Origin of the sequence: Exiguobacterium sp. s166 (genome assembly GCF_018618855.1) — a bacterium.
Classification (GTDB): Bacteria; Bacillota; Bacilli; order Exiguobacteriales; family Exiguobacteriaceae; genus Exiguobacterium_A.
Genome location: NZ_JACSMU010000003.1, coordinates 344,309 through 367,147, shown reverse-complemented (window position 1 = coordinate 367,147; position 22,839 = coordinate 344,309). Strand labels below are relative to the sequence as shown.

Sequence of the window (22,839 nt, the reverse complement as noted above, 5' to 3'; positions counted from 1 at the left end):
TTATGTGGAAACCGGTATATGCTGAGTGCAGAGGTGATGGAAATGAATATCGCAATTTATGGAGCAGGATCACTCGGTACCATCATGGGTGCGTATTTGAGTGAAACATATCCTGTCGTTGACTTGATTGATACGAACAAAGAACATGTCGCGCGACTAAACGAGAACGGGGCACACGTCGTCGGACCCGATATGACGCAACGCGTCACGGCTTTTCTGCCGGAAGAGATTACGAAAACGTATGATATCGTATTGTTGCTGACGAAACAGCTCTACAATCCGGAAGTCTTACCGGCCGTCAAAGCCATTTTAAAAGAAGACGGCATCCTCGTTTCCTTGCAAAACGGAGTGCCGGAAGAAATCATCCGTCAGCATATTCCGAGCGAACGGATTATCGCCGGGTCCGTGGAGTTCGGGGCGACATATGTCGGACCGGGACAATCCCGTCTGACAACAGACTACTCGTTCTTTAAAAAATATGCCTTACAAATCGGTGAACTCGACGGGGCGACGACAGACCGGATTGTTCAGTTAAAAGAAGTCCTGGATACGATCGGCGGAACGGAGATTTCCGATAACCTGCCGGGCACGAAATGGTCGAAACTGATTATTAACAGTGCGTTCAGCGGATTGTCTGCTGCGTGTAACGGGACGTATGGCGACGTGCTTGACCATCCGGTCCTGTTGCGGGCCGCGATTCACGCGATGAAGGAAGTCCTTGATGTCGGTCATGCGCATGGAATCGAATTTGCGCGGATGGGGGAAGCGGATTTGACGGTGTACAGCGAGCTCGATGATATTGATCAAAAGATGATCGAACTGCCGCAGCTGATGAACAGCTCGCGAAATCTTGAAGCGAGCATGTTGCAGGATTTACGGAAACACCAGCCGACCGAAATCGACTACATTAACGGTGTCGTCACGATGTACGGGGAAACTTACGGCATTCCGACACCGGTCAACTCCATGATTCAGGCACTCGTCCGAAATGCACAGGACAAACAGGAAGTAACCGACTTTGAACAGAGTGTCGAGCAGTTCAAGACACTTCTCGAAGTTAAATAAGGGGGATGATCAGATGAAAAAAGAGGATGTCCAAAATATCGTCGCGACACCAGTTAACGCGCCGGTCTTTCCAGCGGTCGATATTTTCTTCCGGAACCGGGAATACTTGAATATCGTCTATGAAACGGACCTGGAACAATTGCGAGCCGTCGTACCGGAACCGCTTGAGCTGATCGGTAACCAAATCAAGTTCGAAGTCATCAATATGCCGGACAGTACGGGACTCGGATCGTATCTGGAATGCGGACATGTCATCCCGGTGCGGTATAACGGAGAAATCGGGGAGTTCTACCTGTCGATGTATGTCAACAATCAGGCGGCGATCGCTTCCGGACGGGAAGTCGCCTCGTTCCCGAAAAAATATGGTTCACCGAAGCTATTTTTAGACAACGACGTTCTCGTTGGAACACTCGATTATCATTCGCTTCGTGTCGCCCAGGCGACGATGGGTTATAAGTACTATCCGATCAAGGAAGAAGAGGCGAAAGCCATCATCGGGACGCCGCAATTCATGCTGAAGCAACACCGCGGCTACGAAGGAGAGCTGATCATTTCTGAATTGACGCGCAGTCAAATCACGGATATTCAGGTGAAGGAAGCCTATCGTGGCCCGGCCCGCCTGGAATTGTTCCAGCATGTCATGGCACCACTGGCCGACTTCCCGGTCGGAAAAATCATGGATGCGCAACACATTATCGCCGATTTACGACTCGGCGGTCCGAAGAAGATGTTTGATTATATGAAGTAAGAAATGTTTGAAATCATCTTCAGTTGACGATTAAACGAGAGCCCATCCGTCATGTCCTTCCAGGACCGTGATGAATGGGCTTTTTTTTACGGACTCACCGAACGGATGATGTCTTTCTTTTCAATAACGAGTATGTGATCAAAGCTTTCTTCCGGTTCGTCATCAAATTCATCGAAAGTGCACCGTTCGTATGAACGAATATGATACTGCTCGAGGTCAGCGATATCCTGTAGATAGGCTGGAAGTGGTTCAGGATTTTTCGTTAAGGTCGGGAGTACGAACGGGAAATTGTTTCCGTTCGGATTGTTCGTATGAACAAAAACGGCGTCCGCCCCTGCGTCCAACCGTGACAGTTCAATCCACAGCTGATAAGGGTGTCCCCATGCCTTAAGAGCGTCATCAAGCTCATTCATCAGCTGAAACAGTCCCTGAACATGCGCTTTTCGGACTTTAAGATGACCATTTCCGCGTCCGTGAAAATCAAGATGAACGTGCCAAAAATCAAACCAGCTGTCGGGACTGAAATCTAGATGGTGAGCCGTCAGGTGCTGCTCAGCTTGAAGTTGTCGGAAGTAGCGGCGTTTGCCGCGGAATTTTTTCATGCAATGATTGTCTCCTTTTTAGATGTGACGATGTATTAATTGTACCGGAATTCCTATCTTTAGTCTTAAAGAGAAAAGATAATTAAAGAAACTTTGTTTCAAAATGTTTACGCTTTCAAATAAAATATTGTTTCTGATTGTTAGGCTTGTTATACTAACAGTGAACACGGGGAAGCAACAGCAATCAGGCAGGAGTCAAAACAAAAGGGGAGCTGAGCATATGGGACAGAAACTCAACTGGACGGCGACACTCGGATTGACGACGGCGTTACTTGCCGCGTCTCTGCCGGTGCAACCGGTCGCGGCCGAAACGACATCTTCCGTCACGCAACGGGTCGACGCGCAACTGGAACGGATGACACTTGAACAAAAAATCGGTCAAATGATCATGCCGGATTTCCGGTTATGGGATGGGGTCAATCATACGCAACTGGCACCGGAAGTCGGACGGGTCATCGACCGGTTTGATTTAGGCGGTGTCATCCTGTTTGCGGAAAACGTCAGCGAGACGGAACAGACGACGAAACTCGTCCATGATCTGCAGGAAGTCGTCGAGCAGGATCCAAGCAACGACATTCCGTTGTTCGTAACAATCGACCAGGAAGGCGGAATCGTGACGCGACTCGGAACGGGAACGAACTTACCGGGCAACATGGCACTCGGGGCGACCCGCAGTCCGGCTTATGCGGAAGCGGCAGGAAACATTATCGGTTCTGAACTGCATGCGCTCGGCATCAACGTCAACTTTGGTCCGGTCCTGGACGTCAACAACAATCCGGGCAATCCCGTCATCGGGGTCCGCTCATTTTCCAGTGATCCGAACCTGGTTGGGGAACTGGGTTCGGCCATGACGCGCGGTATCCAGGAACAAGGGGTCGTTGCGACGGCGAAACACTTCCCGGGACACGGCGATACGGCGGTCGATTCGCATTACGGTCTGCCGGTCGTCGATAAATCACTGGCGGAACTGAAACAGCTCGAACTGATTCCGTTCAAGCGGGCAGTGGTGGAAGGAATCGACATGGTCATGACAGGACACATCGGGATGCCGCAGATCGAGGATGAGGTCGTCGAGTCTAAACAAGGAACATTCCCGTTACCGGCGACATTGTCGGATGACGTCATTACCGGTGTCTTACGGGAAGAGCTCGGGTATCAGGGACTTGTCGTCACCGATGCGTTGAACATGCAGGCGATTGCCGACAATTTCACGGAGTCGGAAGCCGTCATCAAAACGTTTAAAGCCGGTGTCGATATCGCGTTGATGCCGACGATCCTCCGGTCCGTGAACGATGTGACGAAACTGGAGTCGATTTTTGACGACGTAATCGAAGCGGTTGAAATCGGGGAGCTTTCGGAAGCGGACATTGATCGTTCGGTCGAACGGATTCTGACACTCAAAGCGAAACGCGGTATTTGGAGTGAAGCAACTTCGAATGTGACGCTTGAGGAAAAACTGGTCGAGGCGAAGTCGGTCGTCGGCAGTCCTGAGCACAAGACGCTTGAACGGCAGATGACGGAAGCGGCAGTCACGCTCGTCAAAAATGACCGGAAGACATTGCCGTTCAAACCGAAAAAAGGGCAGACGGTCCTTTTCCTGTCACCAACAAAAGATCAGACGGACAGCATGGTCAAGACGATCCGGTCGCTTGAGAAAAATGCCGGGAACCTGAAGCAGGTCAACGTGCTGACGGAAAATTATGGAGCCTCAACGCCGCATCTCGATCAAAATCCGGCGCTTCAGGAGAAAATTAGTCAAGCAGACTATCTGATTGTCGGCTCGAACGTCAATAACAGTGCGAAGCTCGGAACATCTTCCGCAGATCATTATGTGCCGGCTGAAGTATTCCGTCAGGCAAACCGAACGGGTAAAAAATCCGTCCTGCTCAGTCTGCGGAATCCGTATGACGTCGCCGTCCAACCGGATGCTGACGCCCAATTACTCGTTTACGGCTTCAAAGGTGATCCGAACGGACCGGATTCGGAAGCGGGAAACACAAAATCAGCCGGACCGAATTTACCGGCAGGAATCCGCGCCATTTTTGGTGAATTCGTACCACAAGGGAAATTACCGGTTGATGTACCGAAGTTTAAGGACGGTACGTTCCAAACCGGCTTGTACCGCGAGTTCGGGGACGGATTCCGCAACTGGAATAAATAACAGGCTCGTTTGAGGGAGTCCAATCGACTCGATTGGGCTTTCCCTATTGACTTCTTCTGAAATTTTATTTCTAATATATCAATTTATTTTTGGATTAATGTTTCGTTATGATCAGGAAAAAAGGAGCTGTTGAGAGAGGATGAAAGTTATGTTAGAGAAATTGGCGACAGAACGCCGCAATGAACGAACGATGAGTCTAGACGATATGTCAGTCGAAGACATCCTGACGGTCATGAACGAGGAAGATCAGACGGTCGCGAGTGTCATCCGGCAGGAAATTCCGGTCATCAAACAAGTCGTCGATCGAGTCGTTCAATCGTTTCAATCAGGTGGACGGCTGATTTATATCGGAGCCGGCACGAGCGGACGACTGGGTGTGCTCGATGCGGCAGAATGTGTGCCGACGTTCGGGGTCTCACCGGACATGGTCGTCGGACTGATTGCCGGGGGCGAAAGGGCACTGATCAAAGCCGTCGAAGGGGCGGAGGACAGCAAGACGCTGGCCGTCGAAGATTTACAAGCCCTGCAGTTAAAGGCAAACGATACAGTCATCGGCATTGCGGCAAGCGGCCGGACCCCATACGTCATCGGTGGTCTCGACTATGCACGTGAAGTCGGTGCGGTAACGGCTGCCTTATCCTGTAATAAAGAAGCCATCATCAGTCAGCATGCCGACCTCCAGATTGAAGTCGAGACAGGTCCGGAAGTCTTGACCGGCTCGACCCGGCTCAAAGCCGGGACGGCACAAAAGCTCGTGTTGAACATGATTTCGACGGCGGCGATGATCGGCGTCGGGAAAGTCTACCAAAACTTGATGGTCGATGTCCAATCGACGAATGAAAAGCTTGAAGTCCGGGCCAAACGGATGATTGTGGAAGCGACAGGGGTTGATCTTGAGACAGCCGCGCGTTATTTCACATCGGCGAACGGCCACGTCAAGACGGCGATCGTCATGATTTTAGCTGACGTTTCGTATACTGAGGCAGTCGAACGATTACAACGTGCGCACGGATTCGTCCGCGACGCGCTTTAAGGGGGGACGAACATGAAGAAAGAAGAAGTGTTGGCATCCGCCATCCTCGAACATGTCGGGGGAAAAGACAACCTCCGGCAACTTGCCCACTGTATGACACGTGTCCGGTTGTCGCTGAAGGATCCGACGAAAGCCGATATACCGGCACTGAAACAAATTGACGGTGTCATGGGCGTCATCGATGACGAGACGCTGCAAATCGTCGTCGGACCGGGAACGGTCAACCGGGTCGCCGACCACTTGAGCCGCGAGACAGGGCTTGCGATCGGTGAAGAGTCGGTCGATGAGAATTTGACGTTTGAAGAACGGACCGCAATTGAACGGCAAAAAGTGAAGGACAAACAAAAATCACCGTTCAAACGCTTTTTACGCCGTTTAGGTAATATCTTCATCCCGCTCATTCCGGGACTGGTCGCGTCAGGAATCATCAACGGTGCGGCAAACTTTGCGAAAAACGCCGGAGTCGATGCGACAGAAACCTGGATGCAGATTCTATTATTGATTGGTAGTACGGTCTTCGCCTACTTAGCGATTCTCGTCGGTTGGAATACGGCGAAGGAATTCGGTGGCACGCCGGTCCTCGGGGCGATTGCCGGGGGGATTCTGTTTAATCCGTTGCTCGTCGACATCGTTATTTACGGCGAACCGCTCGTCGTCGGGCGGGGTGGCTTGTTTGGGGTCATCTTTGCCGCCTGGTTGATGACGTATCTCGAAAAACATATCCGCCGGTTCATGCCGGTCTCAATTGATATTATCTTTACGCCACTCTTCACCGTTTTGATTGTCGGCTTTACGGCACTTTATGCCATCATGCCGGTCGCCGGCGTTTTATCAGACGGCATCATGAAAGCGATTAACGTGATTCTCGAAGTCGGTGGTCCGCTTGCCGGTGCCGTCCTCGCCGGATTCTTCCTGCCGCTCGTCATGGTCGGTCTTCATCACGGATTGACACCGATTCACTTGGAGCTGTTAAATACGATTGGCAATACGGCACTGTTACCGATTCTTGCGATGGCAGGAGCCGGGCAAGTCGGAGCAGCGATGGCGATTTTCGTCAAGACACGGAATCAACGGTTGCGCAACATTATCAAGGGAGCGATTCCGGTCGGGTTCCTCGGTATCGGTGAACCGTTGCTGTACGGGGTCACGTTACCACTTGGTCGTCCGTTCTTGACGGCTTGTATGGGAGCCGCAGTCGGCGGTGCCTTCCAAGCGACGATGAAAACGGCGGCGCTTGGGGTCGGTGTATCCGGTCTGTCGTTGACACCGTTGATCGATAACGGGATGTACTTGACGTATATCGGCGGTCTCGTCATCTCGTATGCTTTTGGATTCTTGTTTACCTTCTGGTTTGGTTTCAAAGAAGAAATGGCAGATGGGATTTAATAATTTCCGATCAAAGGGGTGTCTCATATTTGAGTCATCTCTTTTGATCTTTATAAATTAACTTTCCTAACAATAATGTAAGAAAGTGTCGTTTTGTAGGCAATTCGTTGTATAACTAGAGTTCAATTTGTTGATCAGCAGATGAACTGAAATCAGTATAAAATAAGGAGATTTTTAGCCTATGAAGAAAACTATAATGAAAATTGACAAAATCGAACTGAAGTTCAAAAAAAGAAATGGTCATATCCAATCGATTGAAGAATTCTCTAAGAAGTTTGAGAATGGCTTTTATTTCGTTGAGCATCCAGATGTAATCACTGGAACAAGAGTTGTCATGCATGTCACTTCTAATTTTAAAAACGATACGTTCAGTTTTGATTTCAACAGAAAAGACATAGAGTGGGGACATTATTGGGTCGATAAATTAGTCCAGAAATGGACAATCATTTGGGAATGGTTTTATCAGGCTGATCTTGTTACGAATAAAAGTTACATATTGGATGAAGAAGATATAAAAAAAAGATTTGGTGAACATAGTCAAGAATATCGTGAATTATCATCATCCGAACCCATTCCTATCAATTTGGTTTTTGAGGAAACAAGTGATTCGGAAATAAATTACGACAATATGGACTGGGTATTGGATTTTGACGAAAGAAATTCATTTGAGCGGATGAGAACTGAAAAAATTTATTACGATCATGACTTAAACGTGTGGATTGATTTAGAGTACTCGTTACCTGCAATTAAACAAATCATCAGAGTAGTAGACTATCATGGTTAAATTGTTACGAGTAATATATGTTTCTCATCATTAAAAGCATAAATCTTTTTTTATCAGGTGATTTTGGAGGTTTTAGCATGAATAGTAGTATCTTCGAGGACATTACAATCTTTGTACAAGAATCGGAACAGCAGCCAATTCCGTTAGAGGATTACGTGGAAAAGTATAGTATTCGACTAGGCGATTTTGTGGACGATGAAACAAGAGTGGGTGAGTTTATCGTGAATTTTAAATTTAGTACAGGCATGGTCACTTGGACTGTTGATTTTCACGAACGAGAGGAAGGAACTCAATGTGACTATATTCTATACATTATCTTTAAATGGGTGGCGATTTGGGAATGGTATTCACAACGATTTTTGAAGACTCAGGTACCGTTTCGAGTGTACGCGACCATCACTGATATGGTCAAAGGAAAAATAAGACCGCAAGCAGAAATGGAAGAGAGACTGGAGGAACTAGCAGGTTATACGGAAGAGGGACGTTTATTTTATTTTGGGACAGGTCCTTTTGATGACTTCAAAAAGGCGGAGCAGCAAATAGACCTGTTTTTAGAATACGACGAAATCAATTCAAAAGAAAAAATACGTCAAGAGGGATTGTACTTTGATTCGGAGAGTAAAAGATGGATCGATATTCGAACTTCGCTCCCGATGATAGAAAAATCGATGCGAAGGTTGTTGGCGTTTCTGTAAAAATATCTAATATATAAGACTCTTCATAAAAAATCGATTATTTTTAGTAAATTTATTATCGATAATAGCAACGTGGTGCTTGTCTTAGGCATACGATTTGAAGTGAGCAAAAAAAGTGGTTCTTCTCGATCAAGAGAAAAACCACTTTTGTCTTCAAGTGAAGTGTATCCCCTGAACGAGGACAGACTTGAACCGCTCATTGAATCTTCGTATCGACGGTCTTGTCCTGTAGCATACGTTCGAAAATCAGGACATAGACCAAGGCAACAAGAACTCCCGCTGTCCCTTGCAGAACAGCAATGATTGAGTCAGACAGGTATGCTGCGGGAATCAGGTAAGTCAACAGAGACTTCACGCCATTCAACACGAGAAGGGCTGTCAGCAGGATCAAGGTCACAGTCCGCTTTTGCAGATTCCTAAAGAATTGACGGTTCGTTTTTTTTTACCTGTGTCATGCCGAACCAAGCGAACATACAGATGACCTCCATTAGTTTCTAAATAGGTGAAGATCAGTCAGCGAAAAACTGGTTGATCTTGTCTTCAGACTTCAAATGACGCTGAATCAATTTTGTGACTGCTTGTTCCTGTTCGATTGTGCTGAGTTGCGTGTTGTACCAGCCATCCAGTTTATCGCGGGTCACGGTAAAGGTATAATCCGGGAAGGTAAATGTAATCCGGTCCACGTTATCGATGAGGACAAACAGGTAGGTCGCGTTGAATAGGACCGTTTCTTTGATCTCCTGTTCGACTTGTTCCGTCTCGATGTCCTTGTAAGTCAAATGGATTCCATACGGTGTTTGTTTCGTTTCGAGGGCAATCTGATGCAACTCTTGATGGTGTGCCAGTTCTTTGACGATATTCGTGACGGCGCTGTTGTCGCCGACAACGGAATGTTTATAGTGGAACAGGTCCGTCTTTGAATCGGCATGCTGGCTGTAGCCGTTCCAGATCAATACCAGACAGGCGATCGACAGGAATGGAATCAAAATTCGTTTCATACAATCTCTCCTTTATGGATCTCGTACTAATGGTATCATAATTCATGAAGTATATCCTAAAAAATTCTTATATTGGAACTTTAGTAACAATTAATGGTCTTTGAACACTATGCTGACAAGAAGGAGTGGAACAGATGAAAGGACTTGCCGTTTATTTGAGTGAACCACTGACAGATGAGGCGAAAGACAGCATCCGACAGATGCGGACGATTGGTTTTACATCGATCTTTACGTCGTTACATATTCCGGAAGACGATCCGTCATTGTATACGGAACGATTGCGGAATTTAGGTGAGTTGGCCGGAGAACTCAAGATGGAGCTTGTCGCGGATATCGCCCCGACGTCACTTGCTGCGCTCGGTAAGACGTGGGATGATGCCGAAACGTTGACCGAATGGGGCGTGACCGGATTGCGGGTCGATTACGGGGTGACACCGAAGCAGGTCGCTAATTTGTCCAAACAACTGATGATTGCTTTGAACGCCAGTACGGTAACGGCGGAGGAACTTGACGCGATGAAAGCGGAGGGGCTTATCTTGGAGCACGTCGAAGCGTGGCATAATTTTTATCCGCGACCGGAAACGGGACTCGACCGGAACTGGTTCAACGATAAAAATGCATGGCTTCACGGGCAAGGAATCCGGGTTCAGGCGTTCATCCCGGGAGACGGGCCATTACGCGGTCCGTTGCATGCCACGTTACCGACGCTCGAAGATCACCGGGGACAGTCACCATTTGCCTGCTATCTCGAGTTGGAATCGTCCGTCGACCGGATTCTGATTGGCGATCCCGGTATTTCGGAAAGAACGATGCACCAGTTCGCCGCGTATCAGGAGGGCGTCATTGTTCTCCGGGCAACCGGTACCGTTGATGATCCGCTTTTAAAGAGTATCCAGACAAACCGGATGGATCCGGCGCGGGACGTCATCCGGTCGGTGGAGTCACGTGCTTACGGCCGACCTGGAAACGGATTACTTGAATCCGTCGTCCTGGCAGACCGACTGGTTGGATCAATCACGATCGACAATCTGAATTACGGACGGTATGCCGGTGAATTACAAATCACAAAACGGGATCTAACGGCCGACGAACGGGTCAACGTCATCGGTCGTGTGATTGAAGCAGACCGGCCGTTGGTGCAACAGATTGGTCCCGGCGGGCGGTTCTTGCTGGAGTGGGTGGAAACGCAGGAGGAAACGGAATGAAAAAAATCATGCTAATCGGTTCCGGCGGATCGGGCAAGTCGACGTTAGCCCGTCAACTCGGTCAACGACTGGGCATCCGTGTCCACCATCTCGACAGTTTATTATGGCGGGCAGACTGGCAGGCGGTGCCGCGCGAGGAACAACGACAGATTCAAACGAATTTGATCAGCCGGGACGACTGGATCATTGACGGGAACTACGGCGGGACGATGGATCTCCGGTTGAACGTTGCGGATACGATCATCTTTCTTGATCTGCCGCGAACGACCTGCGTCTACCGGATTCTGAAACGGTCAATCCGGTACCGGCACAAGTCACGACCGGATATGGCAGCAGGGTGTCCGGAAAAAATTGATGTTGCCTTTTTGAAGTGGGTGTGGCGATATCCGGATGAACAGCGGCCAGGCATTCAAGCGAGACTCGCTCAAGTCGAAGCGACGAAGACAATTATCGTGTTAAAGTCACGGAAAGAAGTCCGGCGCTTCATCGAAAACGTCGCCTGATCGAAGAATAGACAAAGCAAACGACTCCTCATGAGTAGGGAGTCGTTTTTTAATCAGTCCATCTTTTCAAATGTTAGTGTGTTGTTCGTTGACGGCAAGGGAGTTCGTCCAGTATTCCCGAATGACCTGCAGTACGAATTCCGGATCATCCCAGTGAATGATATGGGACGTCGATGGAGCAGACACGACGGTTCCACCGGTTTTCTCCTGCCATAGGGTAATCGCTTCTTGCCGGAACGGCTCATCGGAGACAGGTAACGTCGCACGGAGTAACACCAGGTTGTCACCGGGGACGTCGTCGAGGAAATCGAGAATTTCGTCCTGGTACATCGCGGTCAGAATCGCACGCGCCGTCTTTGCCCGGGCATGCCAGTAGTATCGCCCGTCCTGCATCCGGACGAAATCCTTTCCGGCTAAGTCAAGCAGCGGTGACCGGCGCATCTTGGGTCCGTAAACGGCAACGTCCCGGAATTCTTCCCAGGTCGCGACGGATTCTTCAAAATCCGTCTCGTAAAACGCAGATTCCTGTTCGAGTGGTGTCCCGCGTAACCGTTTGCTCTGATATCCACCGTCAAGCAGGATGGATCCGAGGACCCGCTCTCGCTGTTCCTTCTGATAAAAAAGTGCGATGAAGCTGCCCCAAGAGTGCGAGAGGAAATAAAAGTCCTCGATGTGCAGCTGGTCAAACAGCCGGTTCAGCCAATCGTAGAACCGGGCGAACCGATAGTCGCGCTCGTCCGGAAACGGTTCGGTTTTTCCATGACCGGGTGCATCAATCGAGACGATCCGGTACGTATCTTGTAAGGCGTCCGCTAGTTCAATGAAGCTGAGGCTCGTTCCGCCGAGACCATGCAGGCAAAAAATGACCGGGCGGTCCGCTTCGCCCCATTCGGTAATCTGTGTTGAAATACCGCCGCATTCCAGTGTATAACGTTTCATCTTTCTGCCTCCGTTTCTAAATAGGTATGTACTTACTTTTTAACCAGTATTATACATCATTTATTGTATACTAAAGCTAATCAATTTAAAGTGATGACGAAGGAGAAGGAAGATGAAAATTACAGTAGCGACACTTTGGACGAATGAGTTAAAACCGATGCAGGACTTTTACACGACGACACTCGGTTTTCCACTCGTCGAAGAGACGAAAACGACATTTGCGGTGCAAATCGGAACGAGTCAGCTTCGCTTCGAGCTCGATACGACACAGCAACCGAAACAATACCACTTTGCGTTTAATGTTCCGGGGGATGCCTTCCAACTTGCGAAAGACTGGTTGCAACAACGTGTCCCGTTACTGATCGAGGATGGAAAAAACGAAATCTATTTTGAAAATATCAATGCCCATTCCGTTTACTTTTATGATCCGGACGAAAACGTCGTCGAACTGATTGCCCGGCATGATGTCAATCCGGACAAGTCGCTTGAAACGTTTACCGAACAGAACATTCTTGACATCGGTGAAATGAACGTCACGACGCCGGACGTAGCTGGTGTCGGAGCAAAATTCGCCGAGCTTGGTGTCTTTCACCGCTACCATCAACCGATTAACATCGACTTCCTGAACTTCCTCGGAGCACCGGAAGACGGGACCCATCTGTTGCTCGGGCGAGAAGACCGGACATGGTTGTTCTCACCGAAACCGGCCATTACGAGTCCGCTCATTCTCGAACTTGACGGAAATCTGCACGTCCGGCTGGATGCAGAGGGGATCTTGCACCACGAAAAATAAACCCGTTCGGAGACGGGTTAAGGGGTTAAGCGATGAGCTGTAAAATCCCGAACGTCGTCAAGACGACATAAGAAACCGAGACAAAAATCAAGACGGGCTGAAACAGCGAGTCTTTGGCTTGACGCGTGATTCCTTCGACGAAACAGCTGAGGAGGAAGACAAAAATCGCCAGGCCGATGTACATCAGGACAATCGCCAGGACACTTTGGATGATTCCGAACGTGACGAGCGAAAAGACGGTGAAAAACAGATAGCCGAACGCTGCCAGGAGAACGAGACCAAGCAAGATACCAAGCGCCGGATGAATCCTGTTGACGCGGGCCGTCCAGTTCGGAATACGTGGGCTGAGTAACGTCCAGGCCGTATGTAGTGACAGACAGATTGAGATGAATAACATCAGGAAAAAGAGTGCCTGTAAGAGCGGCGAAAGTTGACCGGCCCAAAGCGGAACGATTAAAAAGACGACCGGGAAACAGAGGCTCAGAAGATGTTTTTTCAAGTGAATCACTTCTTTCGTAAGAGTAGGAACTTGCATTAACAATATCTTCCTTATTCGTACCGTATCATACGTAGAGACAGGAGGAAAGAAGAGCCGATGACGAACTTTTGGAAAGCAAACGGCAAATGGCGGATTGGGCGGTTGATCTTACTTAGCATTCTTCTTGCTTTTATATCTTGCTTTTTGTTTATCTATCATCAAAAGGTGTTGCACCAACTGTATTTAGAAGGCCAGCTGAAACAAGAATTTGGTTTAGAAAAAGAAGATTATCAAATAAAAGGTCAGTATTGGAAATTCGGATACGCATATGACATAATTTTAGAGGACGAACCAAAAACATCTTATCTATTCAATGTAAAGAAAAAAGACGGCAAATACACAGCAGCATATTGGGGACACGGTTTTTTGGATTCATCCAATGATGGGTCGCCTGAGCATCTAGAGTTCGAACGTATGAGAAATGACTAGCGAGTTATAGCGCGCTAACCTGTAAAAATAGGAGGAATCACCATGTGGCAAGATTACGAATGGCTCAACCAACCGTCTGCAATCGACAATCAACAACAATTGAAGTTCACGACAGAGGGCGATACCGACTTTTGGCGCAACACGTACTATCAATTTAACCGGATGACGGGACATGCCTTACTTAAACCGATTCCGGCAGTATCTTTTTCCTGCCGGATCGAAGTGAAGCTGCACTCGCGTCTAACGTATGATCAGGCGGGGATCCTTCTCTATTTAAACGATGACAACTGGTTAAAAGTTTCAGCGGAATTCATTCCGGATGGAAAATCGCATCTCGGAGCCGTTGTCACATCATTCGGTTATTCCGACTGGTCATCGCGGGATATCGACAACACGGTCTTTGATCATCCGTTGACGTTTGAGTTGGTCTGCAATCAGCAGGACGTCGAACTGTACTTCGTTGACGGTGAGACGAAGGAGCAGCTACGGATTGCCCATCTGCATGCGGAAGGGGACTGGAAAGTCGGACCGTATGCCTGCAGTCCGAATCTTGAGGGGCAAGGCTGTGACGTCGAAGTATTGGCGTTTGACTGCCGGACCAAATGAAAAGAATTAGAACCGTTCAGCACTCATGCCATTTGATGAGTGCTTTCTTTTATGGATGATCAGATTAAAACGTCTTAAAACACAGCAAAATCAACACTTTCACCGATTATCCATTGACAATTCTTAGCACGGACTCTTACAATTGAAAATGATTATCAATACGAATGGGAGTTTTGTTTACTATGAACGTTTCACGCCGTAAGAAATCCATTATTCAAGCTGTTTCCATCCTCTCGATTACGACACTGTTGTTCGGCTGTTCGAACCCGAACGAAGGTTCTGACAATAAGAAAAATAAAGATACGTTAACGATGGCCTGGCCGCGTGACATCGGCGAGATGAATCCGCATGTCTATAACCCGTCGCAACTGTTTGCCCAGTCGATGGTCTATGAGCCGCTCGTCCATTACGCGGAAGGCGGAAAGCTCGAACCGTTCCTCGCGAAATCATGGGACATTTCAAAAGACGGCAAAACGTATACGTTCACGTTGCGTGACGATGTGAAGTTCTCGGACGGTTCGACGTTTGATGCGACGATCGTCAAAAAGAACTTTGATGCAGTCCTTAAAAACAAAGCCTTACATAGCTGGCTTGGCTTCATCTCCAAAATCGAAAAAACGGAAGCTGTCGACAAGCAGACGTTCCGGATGACCTTATCGGAAGCGTACTATCCGACGATTCAGGAACTGGCGGTCGTCCGTCCGGTCCGATTCCTCGGCGAAGCGGGCTTCCCGAAAAACGGCGACACGTCAAAAGGTGTCGAACAAGAAGTCGGAACCGGTCCCTGGGTGCTCGACGAGTATAAGGTGGATCAATATGCGACGTTTAAGGTCAACAAAAACTACTGGGGACCGAAGCCGAAAGTGAAAAAAATCAAGGTCGACATCATTCCGGATGCCGAAAGCCGCGTACTCGCTTTTGAAAAAGGCGACATCGATTTGATTTTCGGAGAAGGGGCGATCAGTGTTGACGCCTATAATCAACTGAAAGCAACAAAATCTTACAAGACGACGATGTCGGAGCCGGTTGCGACACGTCTGTTGATCATGAACACGAAGAAAAAACAGCTGGCAGACGAACGCGTCCGTCAAGCCCTGCAATACGGTTTTGATAAAAAGACACTCGTTGAAGGTATTACATCCGGTCTTGAAGCACCGGCTGACTTCATCCTGCCGCCGAACCTGCCGTATACATCAAAACTGAACGTTGAAAAACGGGACTTTGATGTCGAAAAGGCTAAAACGCTACTCGACGAAGCCGGCTGGAAACTGCCGGACGGGAAAAAGGTCCGCGAAAAAGACGGTCAACCGTTACAGGTCGAGATGATGTACGATGCAGCGGAACTTGTCCAAAAAGCGATGGCGGAGACGTTACAATCGGAGTGGGCGAATATCGGCGTCGATCTGAAGATCGTCGGTGTCGAGCTGCCGGACCAGGTCCAGCGTTTCAAAGACAATAAGTTTGACATCAACATGTACAGTAACTTCGGTGCACCATATGATCCGCACACGTTCGTTAATATCATCGGGACTGACGGATTCGGCTTCAAAGAAGCAATTTCCGCTTACCCGAACAAGGATCAGTTATTGAAAGAGATGAAAGATGTCCTGAAAACGACGGATGAAACGAAACGTCAGGCGATGTATGCCGAAATTCTGCCGTCGCTGCAAGATCAAGGTGCTCTCGTCCCGATCTCGTATTTGAAGAAGATGGCGATTTACCAGTCGGATGTCACGAACTTCAAGTTTGCGGCAAACCGCGATGAAAGTCCGTTCGCACAAATCGGCATTAAATAAGGGAGGTGAACGGAATGGGCGTCTATATTCTCAAACGGGTCGGGTCGGTCATTCCGATTCTGCTCCTCGCGATTTTACTGCTGACGGCAATGATTCATTTGTCACCTGTTGATCCGGCGGAAGCCTATCTGTCTGCCGCCCATATTCAACCGACAGAAGAAGTGCTCGCCCAGAAACGGGCCGAGTTCGGACTCGATCAATCCTTTTTGACACAATACGTGACGACAGTCGCCCGGCTGGCCCGGTTTGATTTCGGAACGTCCTATGTCTCGGGAAAACCGGTACTGGACGAAGTCATTCTGCGATTGCCGGCGACATTGCAACTGGCGACGACCAGTCTATTTCTGGCGATCATCGTCAGCATTCCGCTCGGTTTTCTCGCCGGTATTCGCAAAAACGGCTTTTTTGATCATCTCAGCCGGGTGATTGCTTTCATCGGTGCGTCGATTCCGTCATTTTGGCTCGGCTATCTGCTGATTTTCTTTTTTGCCGTCCAGCTCGATTTGTTACCGGTCGGCGGCATCGGCAGTCCGAGTCACGTCATTTTACCGGCGATCACGCTTGCGTTACCGTTGATTGCCCTTTACACACGGCTGTTGCGGACAAGTGTCATCGAGACGATGCGCGAACCGTACGTCCAGTTTGCCCGGACACGCGGAATCCGTGAAACGGTCATCCTCGGGAAACACGTCTTACGGGTCGCGATTCCTCCGATGATCACCGGACTCGGCATGAATCTCGGGAAACTGTTGACGGGAACGATCATCGTCGAGACCGTCTTCTCCTGGCCAGGATTTGGCCGTTATTTCATCGAAGCGATTTTTGACCGGGATATGCCGATCATTCAAGGGTATGTGTTCCTGGCTGCTTTATTATTTATCGGCAGCAGTCTGCTCGTTGATTTGTTGCAACTGGCAATCGATCCGCGGATTGCCCGGAAAGGAGGGAACAGACGATGAATGTGCCGCTCGGACGACCACGTCTGCTGGACCGCCTGTCGAACCAACGGTTGATTTTGATCGGCTGTTCTGTTTTTTTAGGTCTGCTGTTTCTCGCGGCACTGGCCGCACCGTGGCTTGCGCCGCATGATCCGTATCTCGTCAATCTGGCGGTGAAACTGCAGGACCCGTCCTGGACGTATCCGCTCGGGACCGACCACCTCGGACGCTGTACGTTATCGCGTCTGTTATACGGCGCCCGGGTATCGCTCGGATTTGCCGTCCTGATTTTTGCGTCGTCGCTGTTGATCGGTTTGTTGATCGGTACACTGGCCGGCTACATCGGCGGCTGGGTCGACCAACTGCTGATGCGGTTTTGTGACGGTGTGATGGCGTTCCCGAGTCTGATTCTCGTCCTCGGTCTCGTCGGAATTTTCGGACCGGGACTGAAACAGGTCATCATCGCCCTGATGCTTGTCCAGTGGGTTTACTATGCCCGGATGTTCCGAGGTCTTGTCATGACGCTGAAGGAAAAGAACTTCATCGCTGCGGCACGCGTCAACGGCTCCTCGCACTGGAAAATCTTCCGGATTCATCTGTTGCCGAACATCCTGCCGCCGTTGCTCGTCATCGGCACGCTCGAGATGGGCTGGGCGATCATGGATATCTCGGCGATGTCGTTCCTCGGTCTGGGCGTCCAGTCGCCGGGAGCGGAATGGGGAGCGATGATTCACGAAGGTAAATCGTATATCCGGACGAATCCGGAACTGATGATTTACCCGGGTCTGCTGATCATGCTCGTCATTGCGAGCTTTAACCTGCTCGGTGAATCGTTATCGGAACGGTTCGGTGTGAACAAACAATCGAAATGAAAGGAGGCACCCGGATGAAACCTGTATTATCTGTCGAACACCTGACGATTGAGACGATCGCGTACGGTCAGCCGCTCGTCCAAAATATCTCGTTTCAGCTCGCAGCCGGACAAATCACCGGACTGGTCGGTGAGAGCGGATGCGGGAAGACCGTGACGAGTCTCGCTCTGTTGCGGCTGCTCGATGAAAAGGTCATCCGTCAATCGGGACGGATTCTGCTCGATGCGACCGATTTGATGACATTGTCCGACCGGACGCTTCGTCGTGTCCGCGGCGGTCAAATCGCCTTCATCATGCAAAATCCGATGAGTGCCTTCACGCCGGTCTTCACGATTGGTCATCAATTGGTGGAAACGATCCGGACACACGATCGGTGCAGTAAACGCGAAGCGAAGGAGCGGGCGATTGAAGCGCTGCTTGAAGTCAATCTTGAACAGCCGGACCGGATTTTAAAAGCCTATCCGTTCGAACTGAGCGGCGGGATGTTACAACGGGTCATGATTGCGCTTGCGGTTTGCCTGCGTCCGCATGTCCTGATTGCCGACGAACCGACGACGGCGCTTGACGTCTACAATCAAAAGCTGGTGCTGTATTATCTGGAGAAAGTCCGGGCGACATACGACACGGCGATTCTGTTGATATCTCACGACTTGAGCGTCATCGCTGAAATGGCGGATCACGTTCTCGTCATGCGGGAAGGGGAAATCGTCGAACAGGCGGATGTCTTTGATTTGTTCGACCGGCCGCAACATCCGTATACACGACGGTTGCTAGAACAGCACGGTCTTCAGGCGGGAGGAATGAACGCATGAGTCTTCTGCAGATCAAACACGTCTCGCACCGGTACGGCAATCAGCGTTTTTTGTCGCGGCAGCCGGAGCAGACCGTCTTACAGGATGTCTCGCTGACACTTGAAGCCGGGACGTGCCTCGGCCTACTCGGCCGGAGCGGTGCCGGTAAAAGTACGCTCGGACGGATTCTGCTCGGACTTGAGCGGCCGAAAGAGGGACAGGTGCTGTTTGAAGGACAGGATATCTATCAGAATCTGTCTTCACGGCAGGACATCCAGGTCGTCTTTCAGGATTCATTTGCTGCCGTCAATCCGAAACTCACAGCAGGACAAATCATTGCCGAGCCGTTGACGAACTTCCTGCGTTTGACGCCGGATGCACTCGAGCAACGGCTCATCACCTTGCTGGAACAGGTCGGACTGACTGAAGCGGATTTGAAGAAATATCCGCATCAGTTCAGCGGCGGACAGTTGCAACGGATCTGCATCGCCCGCGCGATTGCGACGAATCCGAAGCTGATTATCCTGGATGAAGCCGTCAGCAGTCTCGACATGGTCAACAAGGCGATGATTCTCGACTTGTTACGGGAGTTAAAAGCGACGCTTGGTCTCGCCTACGTCTTCATCACGCATGATGTCCAGGCGGCGCAGACGCTGAGCGACCGGTTCGTGATTTTGGATCACGGTCAGCTGGTCGGTGATTATCCGACGCTCCAATCGTTTACGGAAGCGACGGATGGACATGTCGAAGCGATCCGACATGCGGTGCTCGCGACACATCCACGGTACCGGACGATCCGGAAATAGGATTTCTGATGTGTCATTGACCATTCAATCGAGACGGTTGAGTGGTTTTTCTTTTATCTTGCCTGTAAAGGAAACTTGACACAAGGATTCACTTTACCTATTATTGGAAGCGAGAGGTGACAGGAATGAAGAATAGCGTGAAGGTGTTACGGGAAGCCCGTCAGTGGTCGCAAGGCGAACTCGCTAAAGCACTGGGTGTATCAAGGCAGACGATTATCTCCATCGAAAAAGAGCGTTATAATCCGTCGCTCGAGCTGGCGTTTTCAATCGCTGCTCTGTTTGATTGTCCGATCGAAACGATTTTCAGACCAGAAGCAAAGAAAAAAGGAGATGATGTTAAATGAAACGAATGCCTTTGATTAATCGGGTACTGTTCGCCATTCTACTTGTCTACGGCACCTATCTGACTCTTGTTGATGGACCGAGCCCGCACAGTATCATCCTCATCCTCGTCGGAATCAGTCAATTGGCGATTGAATTCGTCTTTCCTTCCGCTGATACGTATGACGAGCGGCAAGAAGCGATTAAGATGAAAAGTGGTCAGGTGTCATATGCGTTGAGTATCCTCTATGTGTTTGCGGTAGTCATGCTCGTGCAGTGGGGAATCATCGAAGATGTCCTAACTGCACTATTGTGTGTGCTGTTCATTCAAGTCATGACGTTCCCGGTGACGCTGTTTATGTACAGTCGACGAAGCTGAAGGTGAACCAAAAAAGAACAGATCAAGTGACCTGTTCTTCAGTAGTATTCGGATAACTGTTCTCGTGATTCTTCCGTCAAGTAGCCGAGCGATAAAAAGCTTTTGACGAAGCGGGAGGGACCGACGCTTGAGTCAGGGTCGACGTTCCATATAACATCCTTTACTTGCTCAAGGACTTCAATGTCTGCCGCCTGCATCTTGACGAAATCGAAGTCAAGCGCAACGGTATCCGTCTCGTCCCACGTCAGTTCACCGGAAGAGCGTGTGTCATGCATCGTCTGTAACAACCGGTCACTCGGAGGGTTCAATTCGAATTGTAAGTAGTGTCCACCTGTATCCTTTACGGACAGCCCGCCGCGGGCGACGATGGCCGGTAAAAAGCGGCGGTGTGTAAAATGTCGAAGAATCATTGGAAGAGCTCCTTCCGGATTAAAAATGATTGCTTTGCATCTTATGGAGAAGACGGTCAAACGACTCATGCTCATCCATCGTAAACTGTTTGAAGTACTGTTCATGAATGACTTCGACGACAGGGGACGATTCCTGGACGATCGTTTCGCCTGACGGTGTCAAGACCAACCGTTTTTCCCGATCGATTCGTTTGCGGGTGATGAGGTGAAGTTCGAATAGTTTTTTTAAGGTTTGGGAGATGGCACCACTCGACAGTTCAAGTGTCGTCTCGAGTGATTTTTGTGTCGCACTTTGTTCCCGGTATAACGTATCAAGCATATCGAACTGTGATTTCGATAAGCCCCAATCTTTCAGGACCGCGTTGACTTCCTTCATATAGCGGTGATGCAGTTTTTGGATGGCCTGCCAATGACGGTAGGATGGAGTAGACAGGTGTGAAGTCATCAGATCCCTCTTTTCTGTCACCGAATAAACGGTAAAATAATGAAAGCCGCTGTTGATTATCAAGCGGTTTCATATATTCAAATTAACACAAAATCGGTTGATCTCCTACCACTTGCGCCTGATAAAAAAGCATCCTTCGTTTGACCCGACAACCGGGTGGACGAAGGATGCTTTTTTAGTTGACACGCGATGCTATTTTCGGTGTCGGGACATGCCGTCCCCAAACCAAATAGAAAATCGGTCCAAGATAATTAACGAGAAAAATCAGGATGCCCCAAAGCCATTTGGGACCGCGTGTCTTCGGACGTTTCCATAAGTCTCGATAAGCCGTGACCATTAAAAAGAATCCAAGCATGTGGACAATATTGTTGAACCACTTTCGGTTGATTAAATCCAAACCAGTTACCTCCTGAGCCATGATTAGCTGACGAACAGTCGGTCATGAAAATTTTTTAAAATCAACCGATCCTGTTCAATTGTAAAGCCGTAACGGGTAAAGCATTCGGCAGAGACGCGTCCACCGTAAGAAATGGCGGTAAAGTCTCCGCTGACCCGATAATGGGTATATTTATGTTGAATATCATGAATTAGCGATTCGAGCAGTAAACCACGTTCGCCAAGACCTTCCTCGCGGACATGGATGTCGAGCAAGCTGAATTCAGCAAATTCATTCGAGTCGAATAGACGTGTCGACAAGTGTTGAATCGTCATATGCGACCGTTTCGATAAAACCGTTTTATGCGTGTGACGATTTTCCAGTAACGTCACGTAATAACTGAACAGCGGTGCATGAATGTTACGTGTCACTTGAACGACCTGCTGTTGATTATTGTAAGCAAGACCGACGAGTTGTTCGTTCGGATGCTGCTGGATTTGAATGGATCGTTTGGCGCAGACGGTTTGCCATTCCTGCTCCGGAATCCATGACAACTCTTTGGTCCGGTTTGTTCTAAAGAATTTCACGGGGTAGGTAGATCCTCCTTTAAACGAATAGATGATTTTAATATACACTTTTTGTCAATTGGATGAAAGGGTTTTTAACAAAATCATACAAATTAAAATATGTTGCATTTGCAACAAAAAACAATATAATAAAGTTATATAATTCTTCAGACAAAAAAAGGAGACGATATGGGAGAAATATTACGTGAAATTGGAATGATTGCGCGGGCACTCGATTCCATCAGCAATGTTGAATTCAAAGAGCTGGAACTGACAAAAGGACAATACATTTATCTTGTCCGGATTTGTGAAAATCCAGGAATCATTCAGGAAAAACTGGCTGAACTGATTCTCGTGGACCGGACGACAGCCGCCCGATCGATTCAAAAATTAGAAAAAGCCGGATTCATCGAAAAACGACCGGATGTCGTGAACAAAAAAATCAAAAAACTGTATGCAACTGCAAAAGGACAGGCAACGTGTCCGGTGATTCTTCAGGAACACGCTTATTCGAAAGGGGTTGCTTTAGCTGGTTTGAGTGAAGAAGAACAAGCCCGGTTACTGGAGTTGACGGAGCGCGTCCGTGAAAATATCGAGCGGGAATGGGACTTTGTCAAAAAAGGTGGAACTCGACATTATTTGAAGGAGTGAACA

General features: G+C 48.9%; 29 protein-coding genes. 20 read left to right on the top strand and 9 right to left on the bottom strand.

What is annotated here, in order from left to right:
• The first annotated feature begins 42 nt into the window (after positions 1–42).
• Positions 43–1,065: a ketopantoate reductase family protein gene (locus KNP93_RS09900; protein ID WP_214855041.1), complete on the top strand. Its 1,023-nt coding sequence runs from the start codon at positions 43–45 to the stop codon at positions 1,063–1,065.
• A gap of 13 nt (positions 1,066–1,078) precedes the next feature.
• Positions 1,079–1,813, top strand: coding sequence for an acetoacetate decarboxylase (locus KNP93_RS09895; RefSeq protein ID WP_214855038.1), 735 nt, complete (start codon positions 1,079–1,081; stop codon positions 1,811–1,813).
• A gap of 86 nt (positions 1,814–1,899) precedes the next feature.
• Here the strand turns inward: KNP93_RS09895 and KNP93_RS09890 are convergent, their stop codons facing one another.
• Positions 1,900–2,415 (bottom strand): hypothetical protein, encoded by a 516-nt coding sequence (locus tag KNP93_RS09890; RefSeq protein WP_214855035.1) that lies wholly within the window; start codon positions 2,413–2,415, stop codon positions 1,900–1,902.
• A 220-nt stretch (positions 2,416–2,635) separates the two neighbouring features.
• Here KNP93_RS09890 and KNP93_RS09885 point away from each other — a divergent pair, with 220 nt between their 5' ends.
• From KNP93_RS09885 to KNP93_RS09865, 5 genes are all read left to right on the top strand, one after another.
• The gene (locus KNP93_RS09885) at positions 2,636–4,576 is read left to right on the top strand and encodes a glycoside hydrolase family 3 protein (RefSeq protein WP_214855032.1); all 1,941 of its coding nucleotides are present in this window, start codon (positions 2,636–2,638) and stop codon (positions 4,574–4,576) included.
• A gap of 148 nt (positions 4,577–4,724) precedes the next feature.
• Entirely contained in the window at positions 4,725–5,609 is an 885-nt protein-coding gene (gene murQ / locus KNP93_RS09880) for an N-acetylmuramic acid 6-phosphate etherase (RefSeq protein ID WP_214855029.1), read from the top strand.
• A gap of 12 nt (positions 5,610–5,621) precedes the next feature.
• Positions 5,622–6,995 (top strand): PTS transporter subunit EIIC, encoded by a 1,374-nt coding sequence (locus KNP93_RS09875; protein WP_214855026.1) that lies wholly within the window; start codon positions 5,622–5,624, stop codon positions 6,993–6,995.
• Between the two features lie 181 nt (positions 6,996–7,176).
• Entirely contained in the window at positions 7,177–7,779 is a 603-nt protein-coding gene (locus KNP93_RS09870; RefSeq protein WP_214855024.1) for a hypothetical protein, read from the top strand.
• Between the two features lie 77 nt (positions 7,780–7,856).
• Positions 7,857–8,474, top strand: a complete 618-nt coding sequence (locus KNP93_RS09865) for a hypothetical protein (RefSeq protein ID WP_214855021.1) — start codon at positions 7,857–7,859, stop codon at positions 8,472–8,474.
• Positions 8,475–8,670: 196 nt separating this feature from the next.
• Here KNP93_RS09865 and KNP93_RS09860 read toward each other — a convergent pair whose 3' ends face one another.
• Together KNP93_RS09860 and KNP93_RS09855 are read right to left on the bottom strand one after the other, a co-directional pair.
• Positions 8,671–8,865, bottom strand: coding sequence for a hypothetical protein (locus KNP93_RS09860; protein WP_214855019.1), 195 nt, complete (start codon positions 8,863–8,865; stop codon positions 8,671–8,673).
• A 118-nt stretch (positions 8,866–8,983) separates the two neighbouring features.
• Positions 8,984–9,472, bottom strand: coding sequence for a DUF4825 domain-containing protein (locus KNP93_RS09855; protein ID WP_214855016.1), 489 nt, complete (start codon positions 9,470–9,472; stop codon positions 8,984–8,986).
• A gap of 134 nt (positions 9,473–9,606) precedes the next feature.
• Here KNP93_RS09855 and KNP93_RS09850 point away from each other — a divergent pair, with 134 nt between their 5' ends.
• Positions 9,607–10,677, top strand: coding sequence for a DUF871 domain-containing protein (locus KNP93_RS09850; RefSeq protein ID WP_214855013.1), 1,071 nt, complete (start codon positions 9,607–9,609; stop codon positions 10,675–10,677).
• Entirely contained in the window at positions 10,674–11,180 is a 507-nt protein-coding gene (locus KNP93_RS09845; RefSeq protein WP_214855009.1) for a DNA topology modulation protein, read from the top strand. Before KNP93_RS09850 ends, KNP93_RS09845 begins: the two co-directional genes overlap by 4 nt.
• A gap of 66 nt (positions 11,181–11,246) precedes the next feature.
• Here KNP93_RS09845 and KNP93_RS09840 read toward each other — a convergent pair whose 3' ends face one another.
• Positions 11,247–12,119, bottom strand: a complete 873-nt coding sequence (locus tag KNP93_RS09840) for an alpha/beta fold hydrolase (protein ID WP_214855006.1) — start codon at positions 12,117–12,119, stop codon at positions 11,247–11,249.
• Positions 12,120–12,231: 112 nt separating this feature from the next.
• Between KNP93_RS09840 and KNP93_RS09835 the strand changes: the two genes are divergently transcribed.
• Positions 12,232–12,912, top strand: coding sequence for a VOC family protein (locus KNP93_RS09835; RefSeq protein ID WP_214855003.1), 681 nt, complete (start codon positions 12,232–12,234; stop codon positions 12,910–12,912).
• 25 nt (positions 12,913–12,937) lie between these two features.
• Here the strand turns inward: KNP93_RS09835 and KNP93_RS09830 are convergent, their stop codons facing one another.
• Positions 12,938–13,447: a hypothetical protein gene (locus KNP93_RS09830; RefSeq protein ID WP_214854983.1), complete on the bottom strand. Its 510-nt coding sequence runs from the start codon at positions 13,445–13,447 to the stop codon at positions 12,938–12,940.
• A 60-nt stretch (positions 13,448–13,507) separates the two neighbouring features.
• Between KNP93_RS09830 and KNP93_RS09825 the strand changes: the two genes are divergently transcribed.
• The 9 genes from KNP93_RS09825 to KNP93_RS09785 all read left to right on the top strand — a co-directional run bounded on the left by KNP93_RS09825 (position 13,508) and on the right by KNP93_RS09785 (position 20,388).
• Positions 13,508–13,879 (top strand): hypothetical protein, encoded by a 372-nt coding sequence (locus tag KNP93_RS09825; protein ID WP_131972855.1) that lies wholly within the window; start codon positions 13,508–13,510, stop codon positions 13,877–13,879.
• Positions 13,880–13,921: 42 nt separating this feature from the next.
• A complete protein-coding gene (locus tag KNP93_RS09820) occupies positions 13,922–14,485 on the top strand; it encodes a DUF1349 domain-containing protein (RefSeq protein ID WP_214854981.1) in 564 nt (187 codons plus the stop codon).
• A 182-nt stretch (positions 14,486–14,667) separates the two neighbouring features.
• On the top strand, positions 14,668–16,281 hold the full coding sequence (gene nikA / locus KNP93_RS09815; RefSeq protein ID WP_214854978.1) for a nickel ABC transporter substrate-binding protein: 1,614 nt from the start codon (positions 14,668–14,670) through the stop codon (positions 16,279–16,281).
• 14 nt (positions 16,282–16,295) lie between these two features.
• The gene (locus KNP93_RS09810; RefSeq protein ID WP_214854976.1) at positions 16,296–17,240 is read left to right on the top strand and encodes an ABC transporter permease; all 945 of its coding nucleotides are present in this window, start codon (positions 16,296–16,298) and stop codon (positions 17,238–17,240) included.
• Positions 17,237–18,091: a nickel ABC transporter permease subunit NikC gene (nikC, locus tag KNP93_RS09805; RefSeq protein WP_214854974.1), complete on the top strand. Its 855-nt coding sequence runs from the start codon at positions 17,237–17,239 to the stop codon at positions 18,089–18,091. The genes KNP93_RS09810 and nikC overlap by 4 nt, the downstream gene beginning before the upstream one ends.
• 14 nt (positions 18,092–18,105) lie before the next feature.
• Positions 18,106–18,903, top strand: a complete 798-nt coding sequence (locus KNP93_RS09800) for an ABC transporter ATP-binding protein (RefSeq protein WP_214854972.1) — start codon at positions 18,106–18,108, stop codon at positions 18,901–18,903.
• Positions 18,900–19,688, top strand: a complete 789-nt coding sequence (locus KNP93_RS09795) for an ATP-binding cassette domain-containing protein (RefSeq protein WP_214854969.1) — start codon at positions 18,900–18,902, stop codon at positions 19,686–19,688. Before KNP93_RS09800 ends, KNP93_RS09795 begins: the two co-directional genes overlap by 4 nt.
• Positions 19,689–19,813: 125 nt before the next feature.
• Positions 19,814–20,032 carry a helix-turn-helix transcriptional regulator gene (locus tag KNP93_RS09790; protein ID WP_131504029.1) on the top strand — a complete coding sequence of 73 codons (219 nt, stop codon included), beginning with the start codon at positions 19,814–19,816 and terminating at the stop codon, positions 20,030–20,032.
• The gene (locus tag KNP93_RS09785; protein WP_131504030.1) at positions 20,029–20,388 is read left to right on the top strand and encodes a hypothetical protein; all 360 of its coding nucleotides are present in this window, start codon (positions 20,029–20,031) and stop codon (positions 20,386–20,388) included. Before KNP93_RS09790 ends, KNP93_RS09785 begins: the two co-directional genes overlap by 4 nt.
• 38 nt (positions 20,389–20,426) lie before the next feature.
• On the opposite strand, the gene KNP93_RS09780 is transcribed toward KNP93_RS09785, so the two are convergent.
• From KNP93_RS09780 to KNP93_RS09765, 4 genes are all read right to left on the bottom strand, one after another.
• On the bottom strand, positions 20,427–20,798 hold the full coding sequence (locus tag KNP93_RS09780) for a hypothetical protein (protein ID WP_214854967.1): 372 nt from the start codon (positions 20,796–20,798) through the stop codon (positions 20,427–20,429).
• Between the two features lie 19 nt (positions 20,799–20,817).
• Positions 20,818–21,243 (bottom strand): MarR family winged helix-turn-helix transcriptional regulator, encoded by a 426-nt coding sequence (locus KNP93_RS09775; RefSeq protein WP_214854964.1) that lies wholly within the window; start codon positions 21,241–21,243, stop codon positions 20,818–20,820.
• Between the two features lie 175 nt (positions 21,244–21,418).
• The gene (locus KNP93_RS09770) at positions 21,419–21,640 is read right to left on the bottom strand and encodes a PLD nuclease N-terminal domain-containing protein (protein ID WP_251138750.1); all 222 of its coding nucleotides are present in this window, start codon (positions 21,638–21,640) and stop codon (positions 21,419–21,421) included.
• Positions 21,641–21,663: 23 nt separating this feature from the next.
• Positions 21,664–22,206, bottom strand: coding sequence for a hypothetical protein (locus KNP93_RS09765; protein ID WP_131504033.1), 543 nt, complete (start codon positions 22,204–22,206; stop codon positions 21,664–21,666).
• A 168-nt stretch (positions 22,207–22,374) separates the two neighbouring features.
• Here KNP93_RS09765 and KNP93_RS09760 point away from each other — a divergent pair, with 168 nt between their 5' ends.
• Positions 22,375–22,836, top strand: coding sequence for a MarR family winged helix-turn-helix transcriptional regulator (locus KNP93_RS09760; protein WP_131504034.1), 462 nt, complete (start codon positions 22,375–22,377; stop codon positions 22,834–22,836).
• The last annotated feature ends 3 nt before the right edge of the window (positions 22,837–22,839 follow it).